Consider the following 17,513-nt stretch of genomic DNA (forward strand, 5'->3'; position numbering starts at 1 on the left):
ATTAAACCATAAACAAAAATGAAAAAAGGAATAACGATAGCCATTTTAGTTATCATTGTAATAGTTTTTTTTGGGGCGCTTTACTATTTGTATGCAAAAAATCAGGCACCCTCAATAGTTTTTAAAACTGAAAAGCCTACCATTAAAACTATTGTGAAAAATACTATTGCAACAGGTAATATTCAGCCTAATGAAGAGGTCTTAATTAAGCCTAATATTTCAGGAATTATTGAAACAATATTTATTAAAGCCGGTGAAAAAATTAAAGCTGGCGATAAAATTGCTAAAATTAAGGTTGTAGCCAATGTTTCTAATGTGAGTAGTACCCAAAATCAGGTGCAGACAGCCAAAATTGCATTAGATAATCAGGAGAAAATTTTTCAAAGACAAAAAACATTATTTGAAAAAGACGTTATTTCGGCCAATGATTTTGATGGCGCACAATTAGCTTACAATCAGGCAAAACAAAATTATCTGGCCGCTAAGCAAAGTCTGGATATTGTAAAAACAGGAACAACATCTTCGTTAGGAAACTATGCCAATACACTGATTCGTTCTACAGTAAACGGAATGATTCTGGATGTTCCTGTAAAAGTAGGAAATCAGGTTATCGAAAGTAATAATTTTAATGAAGGAACTACCATTGCCAGTGTTGCTGATGTGGGAAGAATGATTTTTGTTGGAAAAATTGATGAATCAGAAGTAGGGAAAATCAAAGAAAATATGCCTATTGAAATTACAGTTGGTGCTATTGAAAATAAAAAATTTGATGCGGTTTTAACTTATATCGCTCCTAAAGGTGTTGCAGAAAATGGAGCTATCCAGTTTGAAATTAAAGCTTCTCTGGAGAATAAAGATGCCACTTTTATCCGGGCTGGTTTAAGTGCAAATGCTTCGATTATTTTAGAAAAAGTGAATAAAGCAGTGGCAATTAAGGAATCCTTAGTGCAATTCGATAAAAAAACTCAAAAGCCATATGTGGAAATCGAAATAGCTCCTCAAAAATTTCAAAGAAGAGAGGTGGTTTTAGGAGTGAGTGACGGCATTTATGTTCAGGTTAAAAGCGGTATCAAAAAATCAGATAAAATTAAAATCTGGAACCAGGGTTTGATTGCCGAAGGAGATAAAAAATAAATTGAAGCCTGAAAAATGCCTTTTGGTTTAAAAAATGTTAAATTTGCGTAGTGTCTTACTATGCTTTCATTCGAAAAATATGAAAATAAATAAATACAATCATTTTGTTTTTGCAGTATTATTGGGGTTTAGCTTATCAGGCCAGGCACAATCAAAACAATGGACACTGGAAGAATGTGTGCAATATGCTCTGGAGCATAATATCTCTATCAGACAATCAGAACTAGACACACAATCCGCAGCTATTGATAAAAAAGATGCTTTTGGCAGCTTTTTACCTTCTGTTTCCGCTTCGGCTTCTCATTCCTGGAATATTGGTTTAAATCAGGATATTACTACAGGGATTTTGCAAAATCAGACTACGCAGTTTACTTCTGCCGGAGCCAGTGTAGGAATTGATATTTACAGAGGTCTGCAAAATTTAAATACCTTAAGAAGAACAAATCTTTCTATTGTTGCAGCAAAATATCAATTGCAAAAAATGAAAGATGATATTGCATTAAATGTTGCCAATGCTTATTTGCAGGTACTTTTTAACAAAGAAAATTTAAAAGTACAAAATGAACAACTGGCTATTGATAATAAACAATTAAACAGAACTCAGGAACTGGTAAATGCCGGAAATTTGCCTAAAGGTGATTTATTAGATGTTAAGGCGACTATTGCTGCTGACAATCAAAAAATAATCAACGCAGAAAATGCTTTACTAATCTCTAAATTGAGTTTAGCACAACTTTTACAATTGGAGAGTTTTGATAATTTTGATATTGCTGATACAAATGAATTTCAAATGGAGCAAGATATACTTTCTGAAACTCCTACAGCCATTTATGATAAGGCCAGAGAAGAGCGAATGGAATTAAAAATAGCTCAGACTAATTTAGAAATAGCCCAAAAAAATGTAATGATTGCTAAAGGAGCTTATCAGCCAACTTTGAGAGGTTTTTACAATTTTAATAGTCGTGTTTCTTATGCGGATGTTGCTTTAAGAGACAATACAGGTGCTGTTATAGGGACACAATCACCCCCTAAATTTATAGATCAGTTTAATGATAATAAAGGACAGTCTTTTGGATTTCAGTTAAACGTTCCGGTTTTTAATGGTTTTTCTGTTAGAAATAATGTAGAACGTTCTAAAGTAAATTATGAAAAATCAAAAATAGCTTTAGAGCAACAGGAATTAGATTTAGAGCGTAATGTATATACAGCCTTTACAGATGTTAAAGGCGCTTTGAAAGCTTATGAAGCAGCAATCGAAGCATTGGATTCCAGGGAGCAATCGTATAATTATTCCAAAGAAAAATTTGAAGTAGGACTGATGAATTCATTTGATTTAAGCCAGTCACAAACCTTGCTTTCAAATGCGCAGTCGGAAGTTTTAAGAACCAAATACGATTATATTTTTAAAACAAAAATATTAGAATTCTACTTTGGAATTCCAATTATAAAAAATTAATAAAGTTATGTCAAAGAAAAATATTTATATCCTTCTGGCTGTTTTTATAGTCGTAATCGGAGTATTACTTGTTTTAGGTAAAAAAGGAATTTTAGGAAATAAAGAAGACTTTAAAGAAATAGAAATTGCCAAAGTAGTTCCTATGACTATTGTTGAGACAGTATCAGCAACCGGTAAAATTCAGCCGGAAATAGAAGTAAAAATTGCTCCTGAAGTTTCCGGAGAAATTATTCTGTTAAATGTAAAAGAAGGTCAGGTGGTTAAAAAAGGAGATTTATTAGTGAAAATAAATCCTGATTTATATACTTCAAGCTATAATCGTTCTTTATCCAATTTATCAGGTAGTAAAGCCGGATTGACTCAAAGTGAAGCCTCTTTTAAAGAAGCTAAATCCAGTTATGAACGTAATAAAACCTTATATGAAAAAGGAATCATTTCAAAATCCGACTGGGACAAGGCAATCGCATCATATGAAGTTGCTAAAGCCACTAAGCAAAATGCCTTTTATACGGTTCAGAGTGCTTCGGCTTCAGTAAATGAAGCAAAAGATAATTTAGGGCGTACTACAATTTATTCTCCTGCCGACGGGACTATTTCGGTATTGAATGTTGAATTAGGTGAACGTGTTTTAGGAACGCAACAAATGGCAGGAACGGAACTTCTAAGAGTTGCCAACTTAAATAATATGGAAGTAGAAGTAGATGTGAATGAAAATGATATTGTAAAAATTAAAGAAGGCGATGAGGCTAATGTGGAAGTAGATGCTTATCTGAAAAAGAAGTTTAAAGGGGTGGTTACAAGTATTTCTAATTCGGCAAGTTCTGATTTAACAGCAGATCAGGTAACTAATTTTAAAGTTAAAGTTCGGATTTTAAAAGAATCCTATGAAGATTTGTTACAAGGTAAACCTGAAACCTATTCCCCATTTAGACCAGGAATGACAGCTACAGTAGATATTATTACCAAAACCAGAAAAAATGTTCTGGCAGTGCCAATTAGCGCAGTGGTTGTAAAATCCGATACAACAGCCGTTTCTGTATTGGATAAAAAAATGCCTGAAGAGAAAGAAGAAAATAAAAATGCAGCTCCAAAAAGCGATAAAAAATTCGAGTGTGTTTTCCTGAAAGTAGGAGATAAAGCTAAAATCACGATTGTTAAAACCGGAATTCAGGATGATACTAATATTGAAATCTTAAGCGGAGTTAAAAAAGGAGATAATGTCATTACAGGACCTTATACAATAGTGAGTAAGGAATTAAATTCGGGAGATAAAGTAATGGTGAAATCTCAAAATAATAAGAAATAGATTTTACTTTTTTATTCTTTTTTTAAATTTTAAGACTTTTGTAAAATAAAAGAAAATACATTGAACAATTATATACTTAATATAGAAACGGCAACAAAAAACTGTTCTGTTTCCATCGCTAAAAACGGTAAAACTATTATTTGTAATCAAATTGCCGAAGAAGGATATTCTCATGCTGAACGTTTGCATGTATTTATAGAAGAGAGTATCGCTGCCGCCGGAATTAATTTTAAAGATTTAGTTGCTGTTGCAGTAAGTCAGGGACCGGGTTCTTACACAGGATTGCGGATAGGTGTTTCGGCTGCAAAAGGATTGTGTTATGCATTAGGAATTCCGTTAATTGCAGTAGATACTTTGCAGGCATTAGCAGCTCAGGCTAAAGTTGATGGTGGATTAATTATTCCGATGCTTGATGCTAGAAGAATGGAAGTGTATAGTGCTGTTTTTTCTGCCAATTTAGAGCAAAAAAGAAGCATTCTTGCAGAAGTTATAACAGAAGAATCTTTTCAGGAATTGGAGGAGAAATTGTATTTTGTGGGTGATTGTGCCGATAAGTGTAAAGAAGTATTAACTAAATTTAATTTTGTTTTTTTAGAAGATATAAAATATCCGTCCGCTAACGAAATGAGCGCTTTGAGTTATGAAAAATTCTTAAAAGAAGATTTTGTAGATGTAGCTTATTTCGAGCCATATTATCTGAAAGATTTTATGATAACTACTTCTAAAAAATAGTAATAAAAGAGTAATACAATAAAAAAAGCGTTTCTACCGAAACGCTTTTTCTGTTTTATAGTGATTTTGTTTTAAGCGTTAATCGCTTCAACCTGAATTCTATCATCGTTAAGCATGCTTTTTAACATGTTTTCGATTCCTGATTTTAAAGTAAAAGTTGATGATGGACAACCACTGCAGGCACCCTGAAGAATTACTTTTACAGTTTTACTTTCTTCATCATACGATTCAAAAGCAATATTTCCGCCGTCGGCAGCTACAGCCGGTTTTACATATTCCTCTAAAATATTAATGATTTGTTGAGAAGTAACATCCAGTTTATCAAACTCTTCCGTTTTTATTTGTTCTTGTTTTTCGGCATTGATAGTTACACTTTCGTCAAGAACTACACCACCATTTTCAATATATTGTTTGATGAAAGTTCGTAGTTCTAATGTGATTTCGTCCCAGCTGTTCAAATCGTATTTGGTTACCGAAATATAGTTTTCGTCAATAAAAATTTCTTTTACATAAGGGAATTTGAATAATTCTTTTGCAAGAGGAGAAGCTGCAGTCTGATCAATATTTTTAAATTCAACAGCGTTTTTTGTCAGCATTCGGCTTACCACAAATTTCAAAGCTGACGGATTAGGAGTTGTTTCTCCGTAAACGGTAACAGGTTGTTTTTTAGGTTTATTTTCATCCAGTGTAATGATAGTTCCTCCTTTGTTTACAAATTCCTGAATTTGTTCAGCAACTGCTTCTTTAACATCATCCCATTCTACTATACTGAATCTTTCTACTGCTATGAAATTACCTGAAATGTAAACAGTTTTTACAAACGGTAAATAAAATAATTGTTGCGCCAGAGGAGAAGATTTAGCCTCGTCTATATTTTTAAACTCAAAACTTTCATTCTTGGTGATAAAATCCTCAAACTCAAACTTTAATATTGTTGGATTTTGTGTTTCTTTGATAGTTATTTTTGTCATGATTTTTGTAAATTTTTACAAATTTAGTAAAGTTATTTTCTATGAATAACTATATTTGAATTATTAATGAATAAATTAACTTAACTTTTGTTTTTGGACAGAGTTTCTTTCAATTTTTCAATTCACTTTGATTAATATTTTTTAAATGTATACTAAAATTAGATACTTTGTCATCTGTTTTTTTATTGGTCTGTGTGCCTATTCCCAAGAAGGAATTCCGGTATATTCTGATTATCTTTCGGATAATTATTACTTACTTCATCCTTCGATGGCAGGAGCATCTAATTGTACTAAACTCAGACTCACTGCCCGGAAACAATGGTTTGATCAGGAAGATGCACCGGCGCTTCAGACTTTAAGTATTAATGGAAGAATAGGAGAAAAAGCAGGAGGCGGAATTATTCTTTTTAACGATAAAAATGGTTATCATTCTCAAAAAGGTATAAAACTTACGTATGCATATCATTTAATGTTTTCCAGAGATGAAATCGATTTGAACCAGTTGTCTTTTGGGATAAGCGGAGGTTTAATTCAGAGTAATCTGGATGAAACTTCTTTTTTACAATCAGGAGATTTTGATCCAACGGTTAATGGAACAATTGTTCAGAAAGATTCCTATTTTAATGTTGATTTTGGGATGTCCTATAATTATCTGGATTTTTATGTTCACGGTACCGTTAAAAATGCAATTGAAACCCGACGAGAAATTTATAGTGGTGTAGAAAGTGATAATTTAAGAAAGTATATTCTGAGTACAGGATATATTTTTGGTGACAAATCCAGAATTTTATGGGAACCTTCAGTGCTGTTTCAATACACCGAAACAACGACAGAAAAGGCAATAGATCTGAATTTGAAAGTTTATAAAAATTTGGATTTTGGAACTTTGTGGGGAGGTTTGTCTTATAGAAGCAGTTTTGACGGAGCAGAGTTTAATACAGGAAACGGTACTTCTAAACAAAGATATCAATCTGTAACACCCATTGTTGGTGTTAATTTTGGCAATGCAATGTTTGCTTATACCTATTCCCATTTAGGAGGGGATGTAAAGTTTGGTACCGGTGGATTTCATCAGATTACCTTAGGACTTAATTTATTCTGTAAGCGGGAGAAATACGAATGTAACTGTCCGGCAATTAATTAATTTTATTCAAAATGATAATCAAAACCATCAAAGGCAAATCACCTGCTATTCCTGAGGATTGTTACATTGCTGAAAACGCTACGATTGTAGGTGATGTAAGTTTTGGGAAATCTTGCAGTGTTTGGTTTAATGCAGTATTAAGAGGTGATGTTAATTATATCAAAATAGGCAACAAGGTTAATATTCAGGATGGCGCTGTGGTTCATTGTACGTATCAAAAACATCCCACAATAATTGGGAATAATGTTTCAATTGGACATAATGCTATTGTTCACGGTTGTGTGATTCAGGATAATGTTCTGATAGGAATGGGAGCAATTGTAATGGATAATTGTACTGTAGAAAGTAATTCGATTATTGCGGCAGGTGCTGTAGTTACTCAAAATACCGTAGTCAGTTCAGGTTCAATCTGGGCTGGGGTTCCGGCTAAAAAAGTGAAGGACCTTAATCAATCCGATTTTGCAGGTGAAATTGAACGCATTGCAGACAATTATCTATTATATTCCAGCTGGTTTAAAGAGCAAGAATAAAAAAAATGCAGGTCTTCGACAAGCTCAGACAGACATTTTTTAATGACTTCTTATAAATTGATTCTTTCAAAGAAGGAGTTTTTGTAGCTTTCGCTGATAGGAATGCATTTATCAGTCAATACTATTTTCTTTTTCTGAATATTATAATTTAAAATAATTTTTCCTCCACAAGATATTTGTTACCCAAAATGTTTTCTAACACTTTTGGATTGGTATTGGTGTAAAAAATGGGTGTGTTATTGTTATCTGTATTAAAACCGATTGTGTGTAATACGTTCTGCGTTTGTCTGGCCACTGCTAAACCGGAATCAATTATATGAATGTGATTGGGGATAATTTTCCTTATTTGAGGGATAAGATAGGGGTAATGACTGCAGCCCAGTACAAGAAAATCAATATTCGCTTCAATCATTGGTTCTAAATAAGAATGAAGTAACTGATTCATTTCTGGTGATTCTATTTGTCCGTTTTCAATCAGTTCCACTAGTCCATAGCCTATCTGCTCAATGATTTTGGTGTGATGGTAGATTTCGGTGGTTTTATGGAAAAGCTCACTGTTTAAAGTTCCCTTAGTAGCCAGGATACCTATGATTTGTGTTTTTGAGTTAGTTGCAGCGGGTTTGATGGCTGGCTCAATTCCTATAAACGGAATGTCATAATGTGCTCTTAATTCTTTTATGGCATTAGTAGTAGCAGTATTGCAGGCAACTACAATTAATTTGCAATTCATGTTAAGCAAAAAATCGACGTTTTTCATGCTTAAACGGATAATTTCCTCTTTGGATTTCTCTCCGTAAGGAGCATTTTTACTGTCGGCTAAATAGATGGTTTTTTCGTTAGGTAAAAGATTGTGAATCTCTTTCCAGATCGAAGTTCCTCCTATACCAGAGTCAAAAACACCTATGGGCTTATTGTTATCCATTAAAACAAATTTAATAGCTGGCGATTAATTTTCCTAAGAATTAGTTATAAAAAAACCGCTCGATTCTGTGTAGAAAAAAGAGCGGTTTAATTTTTTTGCTTTGAATACTAGAATCCTAAGTCTTTTTTAACGTCAGCTGTAATGTTTGGTCCATCAGCTAATAAAAGACTAGCACCGTCTAAAACGTATTGATATCCTTTAGCTTTCCCCACTTTTTGGATAGAAGCTCTTACTTTTTCCATTAATGGTTTAACGATATCAGATTCTTTTTGTTGCAATTCTTTTTGAGCATTGTCTCTAAAGTCAGTGATTCTTTTTTGCATATCCTGTACTTCTTTAGCGCGTTCAGTGTTTACAGCATCAGTTACTGTTGTAGTTTCAGCTTCGTATTTTTTCAATTTTGCCTGATATTCTTCAATCATTTTTTTATAGTCTGCATCATATGTAGTGCTTAATTTTTCTAATTGATTTTGAGCATCTAGCATAGCTGGCATTTTTGTCATTATCTCACTTACATCTACATGAGCTGTCTTTGCTTGAGCGCTGATAGTCTGATTTGCTCCAAAAGCGAATAGAGCGGCAATTAATAAAGTTTTAATTTGTTTCATTGGTTTTAAAATATTAAGTAATTAATTTATTGTTTTAATTTTTCTTCTCTGGCAGCTTTTATAGAGTCTCGCTGGCGAATAATTTGTAATCTTCTTTCTTCTAATGCTTTTTTACGGTCTTCAATTAATTTTTTTCTGTCTTCAGCAGCTTTTTCTTTAGCTTTTATAGCTTTTTGTTTGGCTATTTCGGCTTCCGTAAGAGCGTCTTCTTGTACAGTTTTTGGTTCATTTGTTATAGCGGGATTAGCGCTGTTTGTTTTAGTTGTTTCAGAAACCGTGCCATTTTTTTTGGCAGCCCTGTCATCCAGAATTTTTTGTCTGCGTTCTTCGTATTCTTTTTTCTTTTGTTCCTGAGCTAATTTTCTATCAGCTAATATTTTCTCTCTGGCTGCTTTTCTTTCATCAAGGATCTTTTGTCTTTCGGCAAGATTTGGATTATCGGCTATTGCATCTTCTTTCTCTTCTTTTTCCTGTTCTGCAGCTAATTCTTTTTTACTGAGCTGTTCTCTTTTTTCTGTACGATTGATTATCCTTAATACCTGATCGCTGATGTCAAATCGTTTATCGGCAAACAGTAAGGTTAAATCAGAAGATTTATCAAAGATAAAATCATATTTTTTTGCTTCGGCAATGTCCTGAACTGCTGTGAATACCTGATCTTGAATTGGTTTAACTAATAATGATTTCTGGCTCATTAATAAACCATTAGGACCAAATCTTTTTTGCTGCAAATCTAATAATTCATTTTCAAGGAATGTAATTTCTGTCTCCCGTTCTTCAATTAGTGATTTGGTTAAAAGAGGTTTTTCTGCTGTAAGTGCTTCTTTAACTTTATTAATTTCTAATTTTTTACTTTCTATTTCCTGTTTCCATTTTTCTGCTTTTTCCTCTAGTAATGCATTTGTTTCTGTGTAACTGTTTACATTTTGTAAAATGTATTCCATGTCAATAAAACCCACTCTGTTTCCACGGGTTTGCGAATGCACACTGCTGATAGCGATCGAGGCTAAAAATAGAAATAAAAAATGTTTTCTCATAACTTAAAGTATTAGAAAATCAGAACTCAATTTTTTTAAAATTGTTGTCCAATAATGAAATGAGTTTCCCATCCGTTTGGAGTATTCGATCCTGGCAGGGCATCAAATCCATGTCCGAAATCAATTCCTAATAACCCAAATGCCGGCATAAATACTCTTAAACCAACTCCGGCTGAACGTTTAATGTCAAATGGATTATAGCTTTTAAAATTTTCAAAAGAGTTACCCGCTTCTAAAAAGGCCAATGCATAAATGGATGCTGCCGCTTTTAATGTTATAGGATAACGTAATTCCATTGAGAATTTATTGTATACCGTAGCTCCAATTTGTTGTCCGTTTCTAGGATCAGTTGCATCGTCAATGATTGGTGTCAAAGAGTTGTTTGGATACCCTCTCAACTGTACTGTTTCTCTTCCGTCCATAGAATAATTAGCCATACCGTCTCCACCTACGTAAAAACGTTCGAAAGGAACCAGTCCTCTGTCCTGATTATAGGCACCCAGAAATCCAAATTCAGTTAATGTTCTTAAAACAAATTTACCATAAACTTTGGTATACCAGTCAGCTTTAAATTTAATTTTATAGTATTCAAGCCAATTAAATTTCTTCTGGTCTAATTTTCCCTGGTCAACTCTTGCTTCCTGAAAAGTAGCCACTACATTTCCATTTGAATCTATATAATTCCCGTCACTATTTTTTGCTTTGTAAGCTTCTTCTTGCTCTAAAGCTTTGTAATCCATTTTGTTAAATAATGAATAAGGTGGCGTTATCTTAGCTGAAAGACTAAATTCAGATCCATAAGTAGGGAATATAGGATTTACCCCTTTATTGCTTCTGGAAAGTCCTACTGTATAAGCAAGGTTTCTTGAAGCTCCGTCTCCAAAGGTAAATAACCCAGTGTTATAATTATTTAAATCGTAATGCTGATAACTGATAGACTGTGATAGTACAAAAAAGTCATCCGGTACAGTTAATCTTTTTGCAAGACCTACAGATACGGTAAATATGTTAAAACTTTGGGATTTATCTACCTTGAAAGTAGTAAAATTGTTTGCAAATTGTTTACTGTATGAAATAGAGGTGCTAAATTGTACCGGTTTTTTTTGTCCAAACCATGGCTCAGAGAAAGAAACACTGTACGTCTGGAAATAAGTACTTCCTTGTAAGCGCAAAGATACTTTTTGACCATCTCCCATAGGAAGCGGTTTGTAGGCAGCTTTGTTCATGATATTTCTTGCTGAGAAATTGTTGAACGAAAGTCCCAGTGTTCCGATAAAGCCACCTCCACCGTAACCACCCTGTAATTCTATCTGGCTGGAGCCTTTTTCTACAAGATTGTATTCAATATCTACGGTTCCTGCAGCACCATCAACATTTTTAAATTTAGGATCAATAGATTCCGGATCAAAATAACCCAATTGACCAATTTCCCGAACCGTTCTTACCAGCTCTTCTTTACTATATTTTTCTCCCGGTTTTGTTCTTAATTCCCGGTAGATTACGCGGTCATTTGTTTTGTCGTTTCCTACTACTGTGATGTGGTTGAAATAAGCCAAAGGTCCTTCGGTTACTCTGATCTCAAAGTCAATAGTGTCATTAGCTGTTTTTACCTCCACAGCATTGATGTTTGAAAACAAATAACCGTTATTCTGATATAAATTGGTAATGTCTTCACCGTCAGGTTTTGTTTTGTCCGCAATTCGTTTTTCCAGTAAAACTCCGTTATAGGTTTCCCCTTTTTTTATACCTAAGATTCTGTTTAAAAACTGATCTGAATATACGGAATTTCCTAAAAACTTGATATCGCCAAAATAATATTTATTTCCTTCTTCAATATTTATTTTAATATCTAAAGTATTCTTTTTTTGATTATATGCTACTGAATCTGAGACAATACGTGCATCTCGATATCCTTTTTCTTTGTAGTTTTCAATTATTTTTTCTAAATCCTCTTTGTATTTTTCTTTGATAAATTTAGAGGCTTTTAATAATCGGATAGGATTTTTTTGTTTCGTGTTTTTCATCGCTTTACGCAAACTTTTATCTGATAGTTTGGTATTGCCTTCAAAATCGATATTACTGATTTTTATTTTGTCGCCTTTGTCTACACTCACCACCATGTTTACCTGATTGATGGTAGCGGTATCTTTTACAACATTAATGTTGACTTTGGTTTTAAAATAACCGTCTTTTTTATATTTATTTTCAATGTAATTTTTAGTTGTAGTAATTAAGTTTTCATTTACTACTTTACCTTTTGTCAGGCTATTGTCTTTGATGAGTCCTTCAACTTTACCTTTTTTAACACCTGTAAATTTAACATCATTCAGTTTTGGTAATTCTACGATGTCTAAATCCAGATAAATGCTGTCATTATCTATATGGTTGACGTAAAAAGCAATTTCGTCGAAAAGGCCCAGTTTTCCAAGTTTTTTGATGGCAGAACTGATTTGTTCTCCCGGTACAGTAATTTCCTGACCTTTTTGCAATCCGGCAAACGTCACTACAGTCTGATCGTTAAAACTAATTTTATTAGTCAGTTCAACTTTAGCTAATATATATTTTTTACCTTGGTCGAATGGTACTCTGTCTTGTGCCTTAATTTGTGAAAAACTTCCCAACAATGCAAGGGAAAGTAATGCTTTTATACTTTTATTCAACACTAAAAAATTATTTAATTTGTTCACTTGTTTTTCCAAATCTACGTTCTCTTTTTTGATAACTACTAAGCGCCTCATAAAGGTGCTCTTCTCTGAAATCAGGCCACATAACCTCAGAAAAAAATAATTCAGCATAAGCAATTTGCCATAGTAAGAAATTGCTTATCCTGTGTTCTCCGCTTGTCCTGATTAATAAATCGACATCAGGCAAATTTTGCGTGTAAAGATGCTCATTTATAATTGAATCGTCAATAGAGTCGATTGAAATTATATTATTTTTAACTTTATCAGAAATTCTCTTTACAGCGTTTACAATTTCCTCTCTCGACCCATAACTGAGGGCTAATGTAAGCGTCATTCGGGAGTTATTCTTCGTTTTTTCTATTACTTCCAAAAGCTCTTTCTGAGCTGATTTTGGCATCATGTCTAAGTTCCCGATTGCGTTGAGTTTGATACCATTTTCCTGAAAAGTAATAAATTCTTTTTGCAAAGAATTTATCAGTATCTTCATGAGTGTCTTTACTTCTAGTTTTGGCCGGTTCCAGTTTTCAGTAGAAAAGGCATATAAAGTAAGGTTTTTTATCCCTAATTTAATGCAGCTTTCTATAGTAACCCGTACTGATTTAGTTCCGTTTTCATGGCCTATTGTTCTTAATAAACCCTGTTTTTTAGCCCAGCGGCCATTTCCGTCCATAATGATGGCCAGGTGCTGAGGTAAATTGCTTTTATCTATAGTATCTAGTACACTCATTTCTTATTCTGCACAATAGCATGGTTTTTCGCCAAAGGTATACGTTAATGTTATACCTGAAAAAACATACCAGTCGTTATTGTTTAAATTTCCAAATCTCAGGTCGCTAAAACTTTCTTCCTTAGGATTACTTCCGTCCAGATTGTCTGTAAAAGTATAGCGGGCTCCAATTTCAGCTGCAAGTATCAGTCTTCTCGAAATATTTGATTTTATTCCCAGAATCATCGGAATTGCAATGGAGTTTCTTCCTTTGTTTTTCTTCGTTTCACCAGCTTCAATATATAAATCATCGTATCTTAAAATATTTATTCCGGAAGTCACATACGGTGTGATTTTCTGGTCTAAAGTATGAAGATTAAAATCAAAAAAGTTGAATTCAAGGGCTAAAGATAGTTCTTTTATGCTATTTTCAAAATGATAAGCTCTCAGACTTCTGCCAGGCTCTTCTGAATCAAGGTCGTCAGCAGTAATTGCAGATTGAGAATATGAAATTCTCCACGAGTGTCTTGGACTTCTGTTCCATTTGTACAAAATACCAAAAGCAGGCTCATTAGGAGCGATATAGGTGGTCTTACCCACATCCCCAATAAAATTGCTGCCTCCCAGAAAAACACCTATTTCGTGTATTTGTCCCTGTAATGTCCCGCACAAAAATAAACCGGCTGCTATACTTAAAATTTTTTTCATTTTCATAGAAAATTGCTTGCAAATATAATAATTATCAATACGAATCAATGCTGATTAAAATAAATGTACCTTTTTTTGAAAAAATAATAATTTACCTTAATCAGAATTCGTTTTTGTTAAACTAAAACGGGAAAATTGACGTGTATTGTATAAAATGAAGATTTTAAAAAATTAATTTCTTTTATCTTCTCCCCAAAGCAATTTTGTTCTTAATGTTTTTAAGAAAGTTTCATTAGGTATTTCAACCATATTTATTTGAAAAGGAGTCTTTTTAATAGTTAATACGGATTCATTTCTAACCGAAGTAATTCTTGAGTCTAATGAAACCAGATAATTTTCTTCTCTCCCGGAAACTTTTAACATGATTTCTGTTGCATCAGGAATTACAAGGGGTCTTGCATTGAGATTATGTGGGGCGATAGGGGTGATGACCAGACTTTGTACATCCGGAGTAAGAATGGGACCGCCACAGCTTAAAGAATATCCTGTTGAACCGGTAGGCGTTGAAATAATTAAACCATCTGCCCAGTATGAGTTTAAAATTTCTCCATTAAGATAAGTATCAATAGTAATCATCGATGTAGTGTCTTTCCGGCTTACAGAAACTTCATTCATGGCAAAATTAATGTCATTTAAAGCTTCATTTTCAGGAAAAGAGGTTAGACTCAGCAGAGTTCTTTTGGAAAGAGTATATCTTTTTTCGATTACAATTTGTAAAAATTCATCAATGTTTTCTTTTTGAACGGTGGCCAGAAATCCCAGCCTCCCCGCATTAATCCCTAAAATAGGAATGCCGGAATCTCTCACTAAGGTGGCTGCTCTTAATATAGTTCCGTCTCCGCCAATGCTTAAAAGCATGTCAAAACTGCTGTCTAATTCGTTATGGGAAGAAAATGTTTTGTATTCTTTTTCAATAATCTTTTTTTCCTGAATTAATGCTAAAAAATTTGACTCTATAACGATTTCAATATTGTTTCTGTTAAAAAAAACAAAGATGTCTTTAATGATAGGTTCTGTGCTATTTTGATAATATTGACCGTAAATGGCTATCTTCATTGGGGTTACATGTTAAGGTATTTGTCTAAATAGTCTGAACGTTCTTTTAAATTAGTGATATAAGAGTCTTCGTGATGTTCTGAAATTATTTCATAATTATACCTTCTGAAAGTCTGGATAATTTCATTAATAGCTCCCGAACTTATTTTTATAGTTACTTCAACGCTGTTAATGTCAGATTCTGAAATAAACAAACCTAAAAGTTTACCATTATTGCTTTCAACAATCTGAGTGATTTGACTCATTGAATAATCCAAAACTCCTTTCCTGATTTTCACAATACGTCCTTGTTCTTTTAAAAACGGAGTCTGGTTAAAAAAGCTCATAATATCCTCAAGCTCATAATATCCTGCATAAATATTGTTTTCGTCTAAAACAGGAATCAAGTTAGAATGATGTTTGGCGAAAACTTCCAGCACTTCCAGCCAGATAGCATTTGTTCTTGTGAAAAATGGTTCCAGACTGTATTTATAATCAGCTATTGTTTTTTGTTCTTCAAAAGTTTCAATGTCTTCAGCCGAAACACTACCTATATATACGCCGTCTTCTAAAACAGGGAAATGAGAGAAATTGAAATCTCCTAAAAAATCCCTTACAACAGCAATAGATTCCTGACTGTCAATGGCTTTAAAATCGGTCGTTATGTAGTTTGTAATATCCATTTTATCTGAGTACTCAATTTTTATGCAAAATAATCAAAAAAAGGCAAAAACGCCTAGCTTTTACTTTGTATTTTTGTAACCAGGTTATAGTTTTTCGTAATTAAAAAACGTTTTTAATGACAAAGTTAAGTGTAAATATCAATAAAATAGCTACTTTACGTAATGCCCGTGGGGGAAATGTTCCCGATTTATTAAAAGTAGCCACTGATATTCAAAAATTTGGTGGACAGGGAATCACCATCCATCCACGTCCGGATGAACGTCACATTCGCTATCAGGATGCGCGCGATTTAAAATCAATTGTTTATACAGAATATAATATTGAAGGTAATCCGCAACATAATTTCGTAGATTTAGTTTTAGAGTGTAAGCCGGATCAGGTAACTCTGGTTCCTGATGCTATAGGTGCTATTACATCTTCAGCAGGATGGGATACCATTAAAAATCAGGCGTATTTAACAGAAATGATACAGGAATTTCAGCGCAACGGAATCAGAACTTCCATTTTTGTGGATCCTGAATTAGAAATGATTGAAGGTGCTAAAAAAACCGGAACGGACAGAATTGAATTGTATACCGAAGCTTTTGCACATCAATACAGTTTAGGAAACGAGAAAGGAATTGATCCATATGTAAAATCGGCTGTTTTAGCCAATGAATTGGGTTTAGGAATCAATGCAGGACATGATTTAAGTTTGGATAATATTCAGTTTTTTAAACAAAATATCCCCGGATTATTAGAGGTTTCTATTGGTCACGCTTTAATTGCTGAGGCTTTGTATCTTGGTTTAGAAAACGTGGTTAATATGTATTTACGAAAATTAAAATAATAGTTTGATTTAGATTGAAAAGTGTTGATTTTGTTTTGAAATCATTTCTGCAATCTAAAAATCTGCAATCTAAAATATAGAATCAAATGCTTTATTCAAAAATAGAAGGAGAAGGAAAAGCTTTTTTAATTATTCATGGATTTCTGGGAATGTCAGACAACTGGAAAACTTTAGGAGGACAATTTGCTGACAAAGGTTTTCAGGTTCATATGCTCGATATGCGTAATCACGGGCGTAGCGTGCAATCAGAAGATTTTAGTTATGAATTAATGGTTCAGGATATTCTGGAATACTGTCAGGAGCATGCTTTACAATCTGTTAATTTATTGGGGCATTCGATGGGAGGAAAAGCGGCAATGCTTTTTGCTTCAAGATATCCTGAATTGGTCGATAAATTAATCGTAGCTGATATTGGACCAAAATATTATGCGCCACATCATCAGACTATTTTAGCGGGACTGAATGCCGTAGATTTTTCGGTAAAACCAAGCCGTGCAGATGTGGAAGCAATCTTAAGTCAGTATATAACTGATTTTGGAACCAGGCAGTTTTTATTGAAAAACCTATATTGGCAGGAGCCGGGACAGTTAGCTTTCCGGTTTAATTTATCGGTGTTTAATAAGAAAATTGAAGAAATCGGAGTGGCATTGCCCTCTGAATTAATTTTTGAAAAACCAACTCTTTTTATACGTGGAGGTAGTTCTAATTATATCTTAGATTCCGATATTGAAAATATTGCCGAGCATTTCCCGTTAATGAAACTGGAAACAATTCCAAATGCCGGACATTGGCTTCATGCTGAAAATCCAGCGTTATTTTTTCAAATGGTCATTTCGTTTTTGAAATAAAAAACATTTTTTTAATTTATTATCGAAAGCAGCAATTATGTATTTGCTGCTTTTTTTAAATATGTTTTGATAAATGTACAAGAAACACTTATGTTTGTTCTGTTTTGACAAATAACTTTTTAACCAATTATACCAAAATAATGTACATATTTATTCGCTTTATAGAAAAAGTTCTAAAT

The 17,513-nt window shown here is 33.4% G+C and carries 17 protein-coding genes; 8 read left to right on the top strand and 9 right to left on the bottom strand.

The genetic code is table 11. The features are described from left to right. Positions 1 to 18: 18 nt before the first annotated feature. The 4 genes from ABS764_RS06020 (at position 19) to tsaB (ending at position 4,628) form a co-directional block, all read left to right on the top strand. Complete coding sequence (locus tag ABS764_RS06020; RefSeq protein WP_408080897.1) at positions 19 to 1,134, top strand: efflux RND transporter periplasmic adaptor subunit; 1,116 nt, start codon at positions 19 to 21, stop codon at positions 1,132 to 1,134. 79 nt (positions 1,135 to 1,213) lie between these two features. Next, complete coding sequence (locus ABS764_RS06025) at positions 1,214 to 2,590, top strand: TolC family protein (protein ID WP_408080898.1); 1,377 nt, start codon at positions 1,214 to 1,216, stop codon at positions 2,588 to 2,590. A gap of 7 nt (positions 2,591 to 2,597) precedes the next feature. Further along, positions 2,598 to 3,896: an efflux RND transporter periplasmic adaptor subunit gene (locus ABS764_RS06030; protein ID WP_408080899.1), complete on the top strand. Its 1,299-nt coding sequence runs from the start codon at positions 2,598 to 2,600 to the stop codon at positions 3,894 to 3,896. Between the two features lie 60 nt (positions 3,897 to 3,956). Beyond that, positions 3,957 to 4,628: a tRNA (adenosine(37)-N6)-threonylcarbamoyltransferase complex dimerization subunit type 1 TsaB gene (gene tsaB, locus ABS764_RS06035; protein WP_408080900.1), complete on the top strand. Its 672-nt coding sequence runs from the start codon at positions 3,957 to 3,959 to the stop codon at positions 4,626 to 4,628. Positions 4,629 to 4,699: 71 nt separating this feature from the next. Here tsaB and ABS764_RS06040 read toward each other — a convergent pair whose 3' ends face one another. After that, positions 4,700 to 5,599 (bottom strand): NifU family protein, encoded by a 900-nt coding sequence (locus ABS764_RS06040; RefSeq protein ID WP_408080901.1) that lies wholly within the window; start codon positions 5,597 to 5,599, stop codon positions 4,700 to 4,702. A 145-nt stretch (positions 5,600 to 5,744) separates the two neighbouring features. On the opposite strand from ABS764_RS06040, the gene ABS764_RS06045 reads away from it, so the two are divergent. After that, entirely contained in the window at positions 5,745 to 6,743 is a 999-nt protein-coding gene (locus ABS764_RS06045) for a PorP/SprF family type IX secretion system membrane protein (RefSeq protein ID WP_408080902.1), read from the top strand. Positions 6,744 to 6,754: 11 nt separating this feature from the next. Further along, a complete protein-coding gene (locus tag ABS764_RS06050) occupies positions 6,755 to 7,273 on the top strand; it encodes a gamma carbonic anhydrase family protein (RefSeq protein WP_408080903.1) in 519 nt (172 codons plus the stop codon). A 148-nt stretch (positions 7,274 to 7,421) separates the two neighbouring features. On the opposite strand, the gene murI is transcribed toward ABS764_RS06050, so the two are convergent. The 8 genes from murI to ABS764_RS06090 form a co-directional block, all read right to left on the bottom strand. Next, positions 7,422 to 8,195: a glutamate racemase gene (gene murI, locus ABS764_RS06055; RefSeq protein ID WP_408080904.1), complete on the bottom strand. Its 774-nt coding sequence runs from the start codon at positions 8,193 to 8,195 to the stop codon at positions 7,422 to 7,424. Between the two features lie 107 nt (positions 8,196 to 8,302). After that, positions 8,303 to 8,803 carry an OmpH family outer membrane protein gene (locus tag ABS764_RS06060; protein WP_408080905.1) on the bottom strand — a complete coding sequence of 167 codons (501 nt, stop codon included), beginning with the start codon at positions 8,801 to 8,803 and terminating at the stop codon, positions 8,303 to 8,305. Positions 8,804 to 8,829: 26 nt separating this feature from the next. Continuing rightward, the gene (locus tag ABS764_RS06065; protein WP_408080906.1) at positions 8,830 to 9,840 is read right to left on the bottom strand and encodes an OmpH family outer membrane protein; all 1,011 of its coding nucleotides are present in this window, start codon (positions 9,838 to 9,840) and stop codon (positions 8,830 to 8,832) included. A 35-nt stretch (positions 9,841 to 9,875) separates the two neighbouring features. Continuing rightward, on the bottom strand, positions 9,876 to 12,578 hold the full coding sequence (gene bamA, locus ABS764_RS06070; protein WP_408080907.1) for an outer membrane protein assembly factor BamA: 2,703 nt from the start codon (positions 12,576 to 12,578) through the stop codon (positions 9,876 to 9,878). Next, a complete protein-coding gene (locus tag ABS764_RS06075) occupies positions 12,511 to 13,251 on the bottom strand; it encodes an isoprenyl transferase (protein WP_408080908.1) in 741 nt (246 codons plus the stop codon). The genes bamA and ABS764_RS06075 overlap by 68 nt, the downstream gene beginning before the upstream one ends. A 3-nt stretch (positions 13,252 to 13,254) precedes the next feature. Then, positions 13,255 to 13,938 (bottom strand): type IX secretion system protein PorG, encoded by a 684-nt coding sequence (porG, locus tag ABS764_RS06080; RefSeq protein WP_408080909.1) that lies wholly within the window; start codon positions 13,936 to 13,938, stop codon positions 13,255 to 13,257. A 171-nt stretch (positions 13,939 to 14,109) separates the two neighbouring features. After that, complete coding sequence (locus ABS764_RS06085; RefSeq protein ID WP_408080910.1) at positions 14,110 to 14,994, bottom strand: NAD kinase; 885 nt, start codon at positions 14,992 to 14,994, stop codon at positions 14,110 to 14,112. 5 nt (positions 14,995 to 14,999) lie between these two features. Beyond that, positions 15,000 to 15,656 (bottom strand): CBS domain-containing protein, encoded by a 657-nt coding sequence (locus tag ABS764_RS06090; RefSeq protein ID WP_408080911.1) that lies wholly within the window; start codon positions 15,654 to 15,656, stop codon positions 15,000 to 15,002. Between the two features lie 116 nt (positions 15,657 to 15,772). Here ABS764_RS06090 and ABS764_RS06095 point away from each other — a divergent pair, with 116 nt between their 5' ends. Further along, on the top strand, positions 15,773 to 16,486 hold the full coding sequence (locus ABS764_RS06095; protein ID WP_408080912.1) for a pyridoxine 5'-phosphate synthase: 714 nt from the start codon (positions 15,773 to 15,775) through the stop codon (positions 16,484 to 16,486). 86 nt (positions 16,487 to 16,572) lie between these two features. After that, positions 16,573 to 17,334, top strand: a complete 762-nt coding sequence (locus tag ABS764_RS06100) for an alpha/beta fold hydrolase (RefSeq protein ID WP_408080913.1) — start codon at positions 16,573 to 16,575, stop codon at positions 17,332 to 17,334. Positions 17,335 to 17,513: the final 179 nt, after the last annotated feature.

Origin of the sequence: Flavobacterium plantiphilum (assembly GCF_046000495.1) — a bacterium.
GTDB lineage: Bacteria > Bacteroidota > Bacteroidia > Flavobacteriales > Flavobacteriaceae > Flavobacterium > Flavobacterium plantiphilum.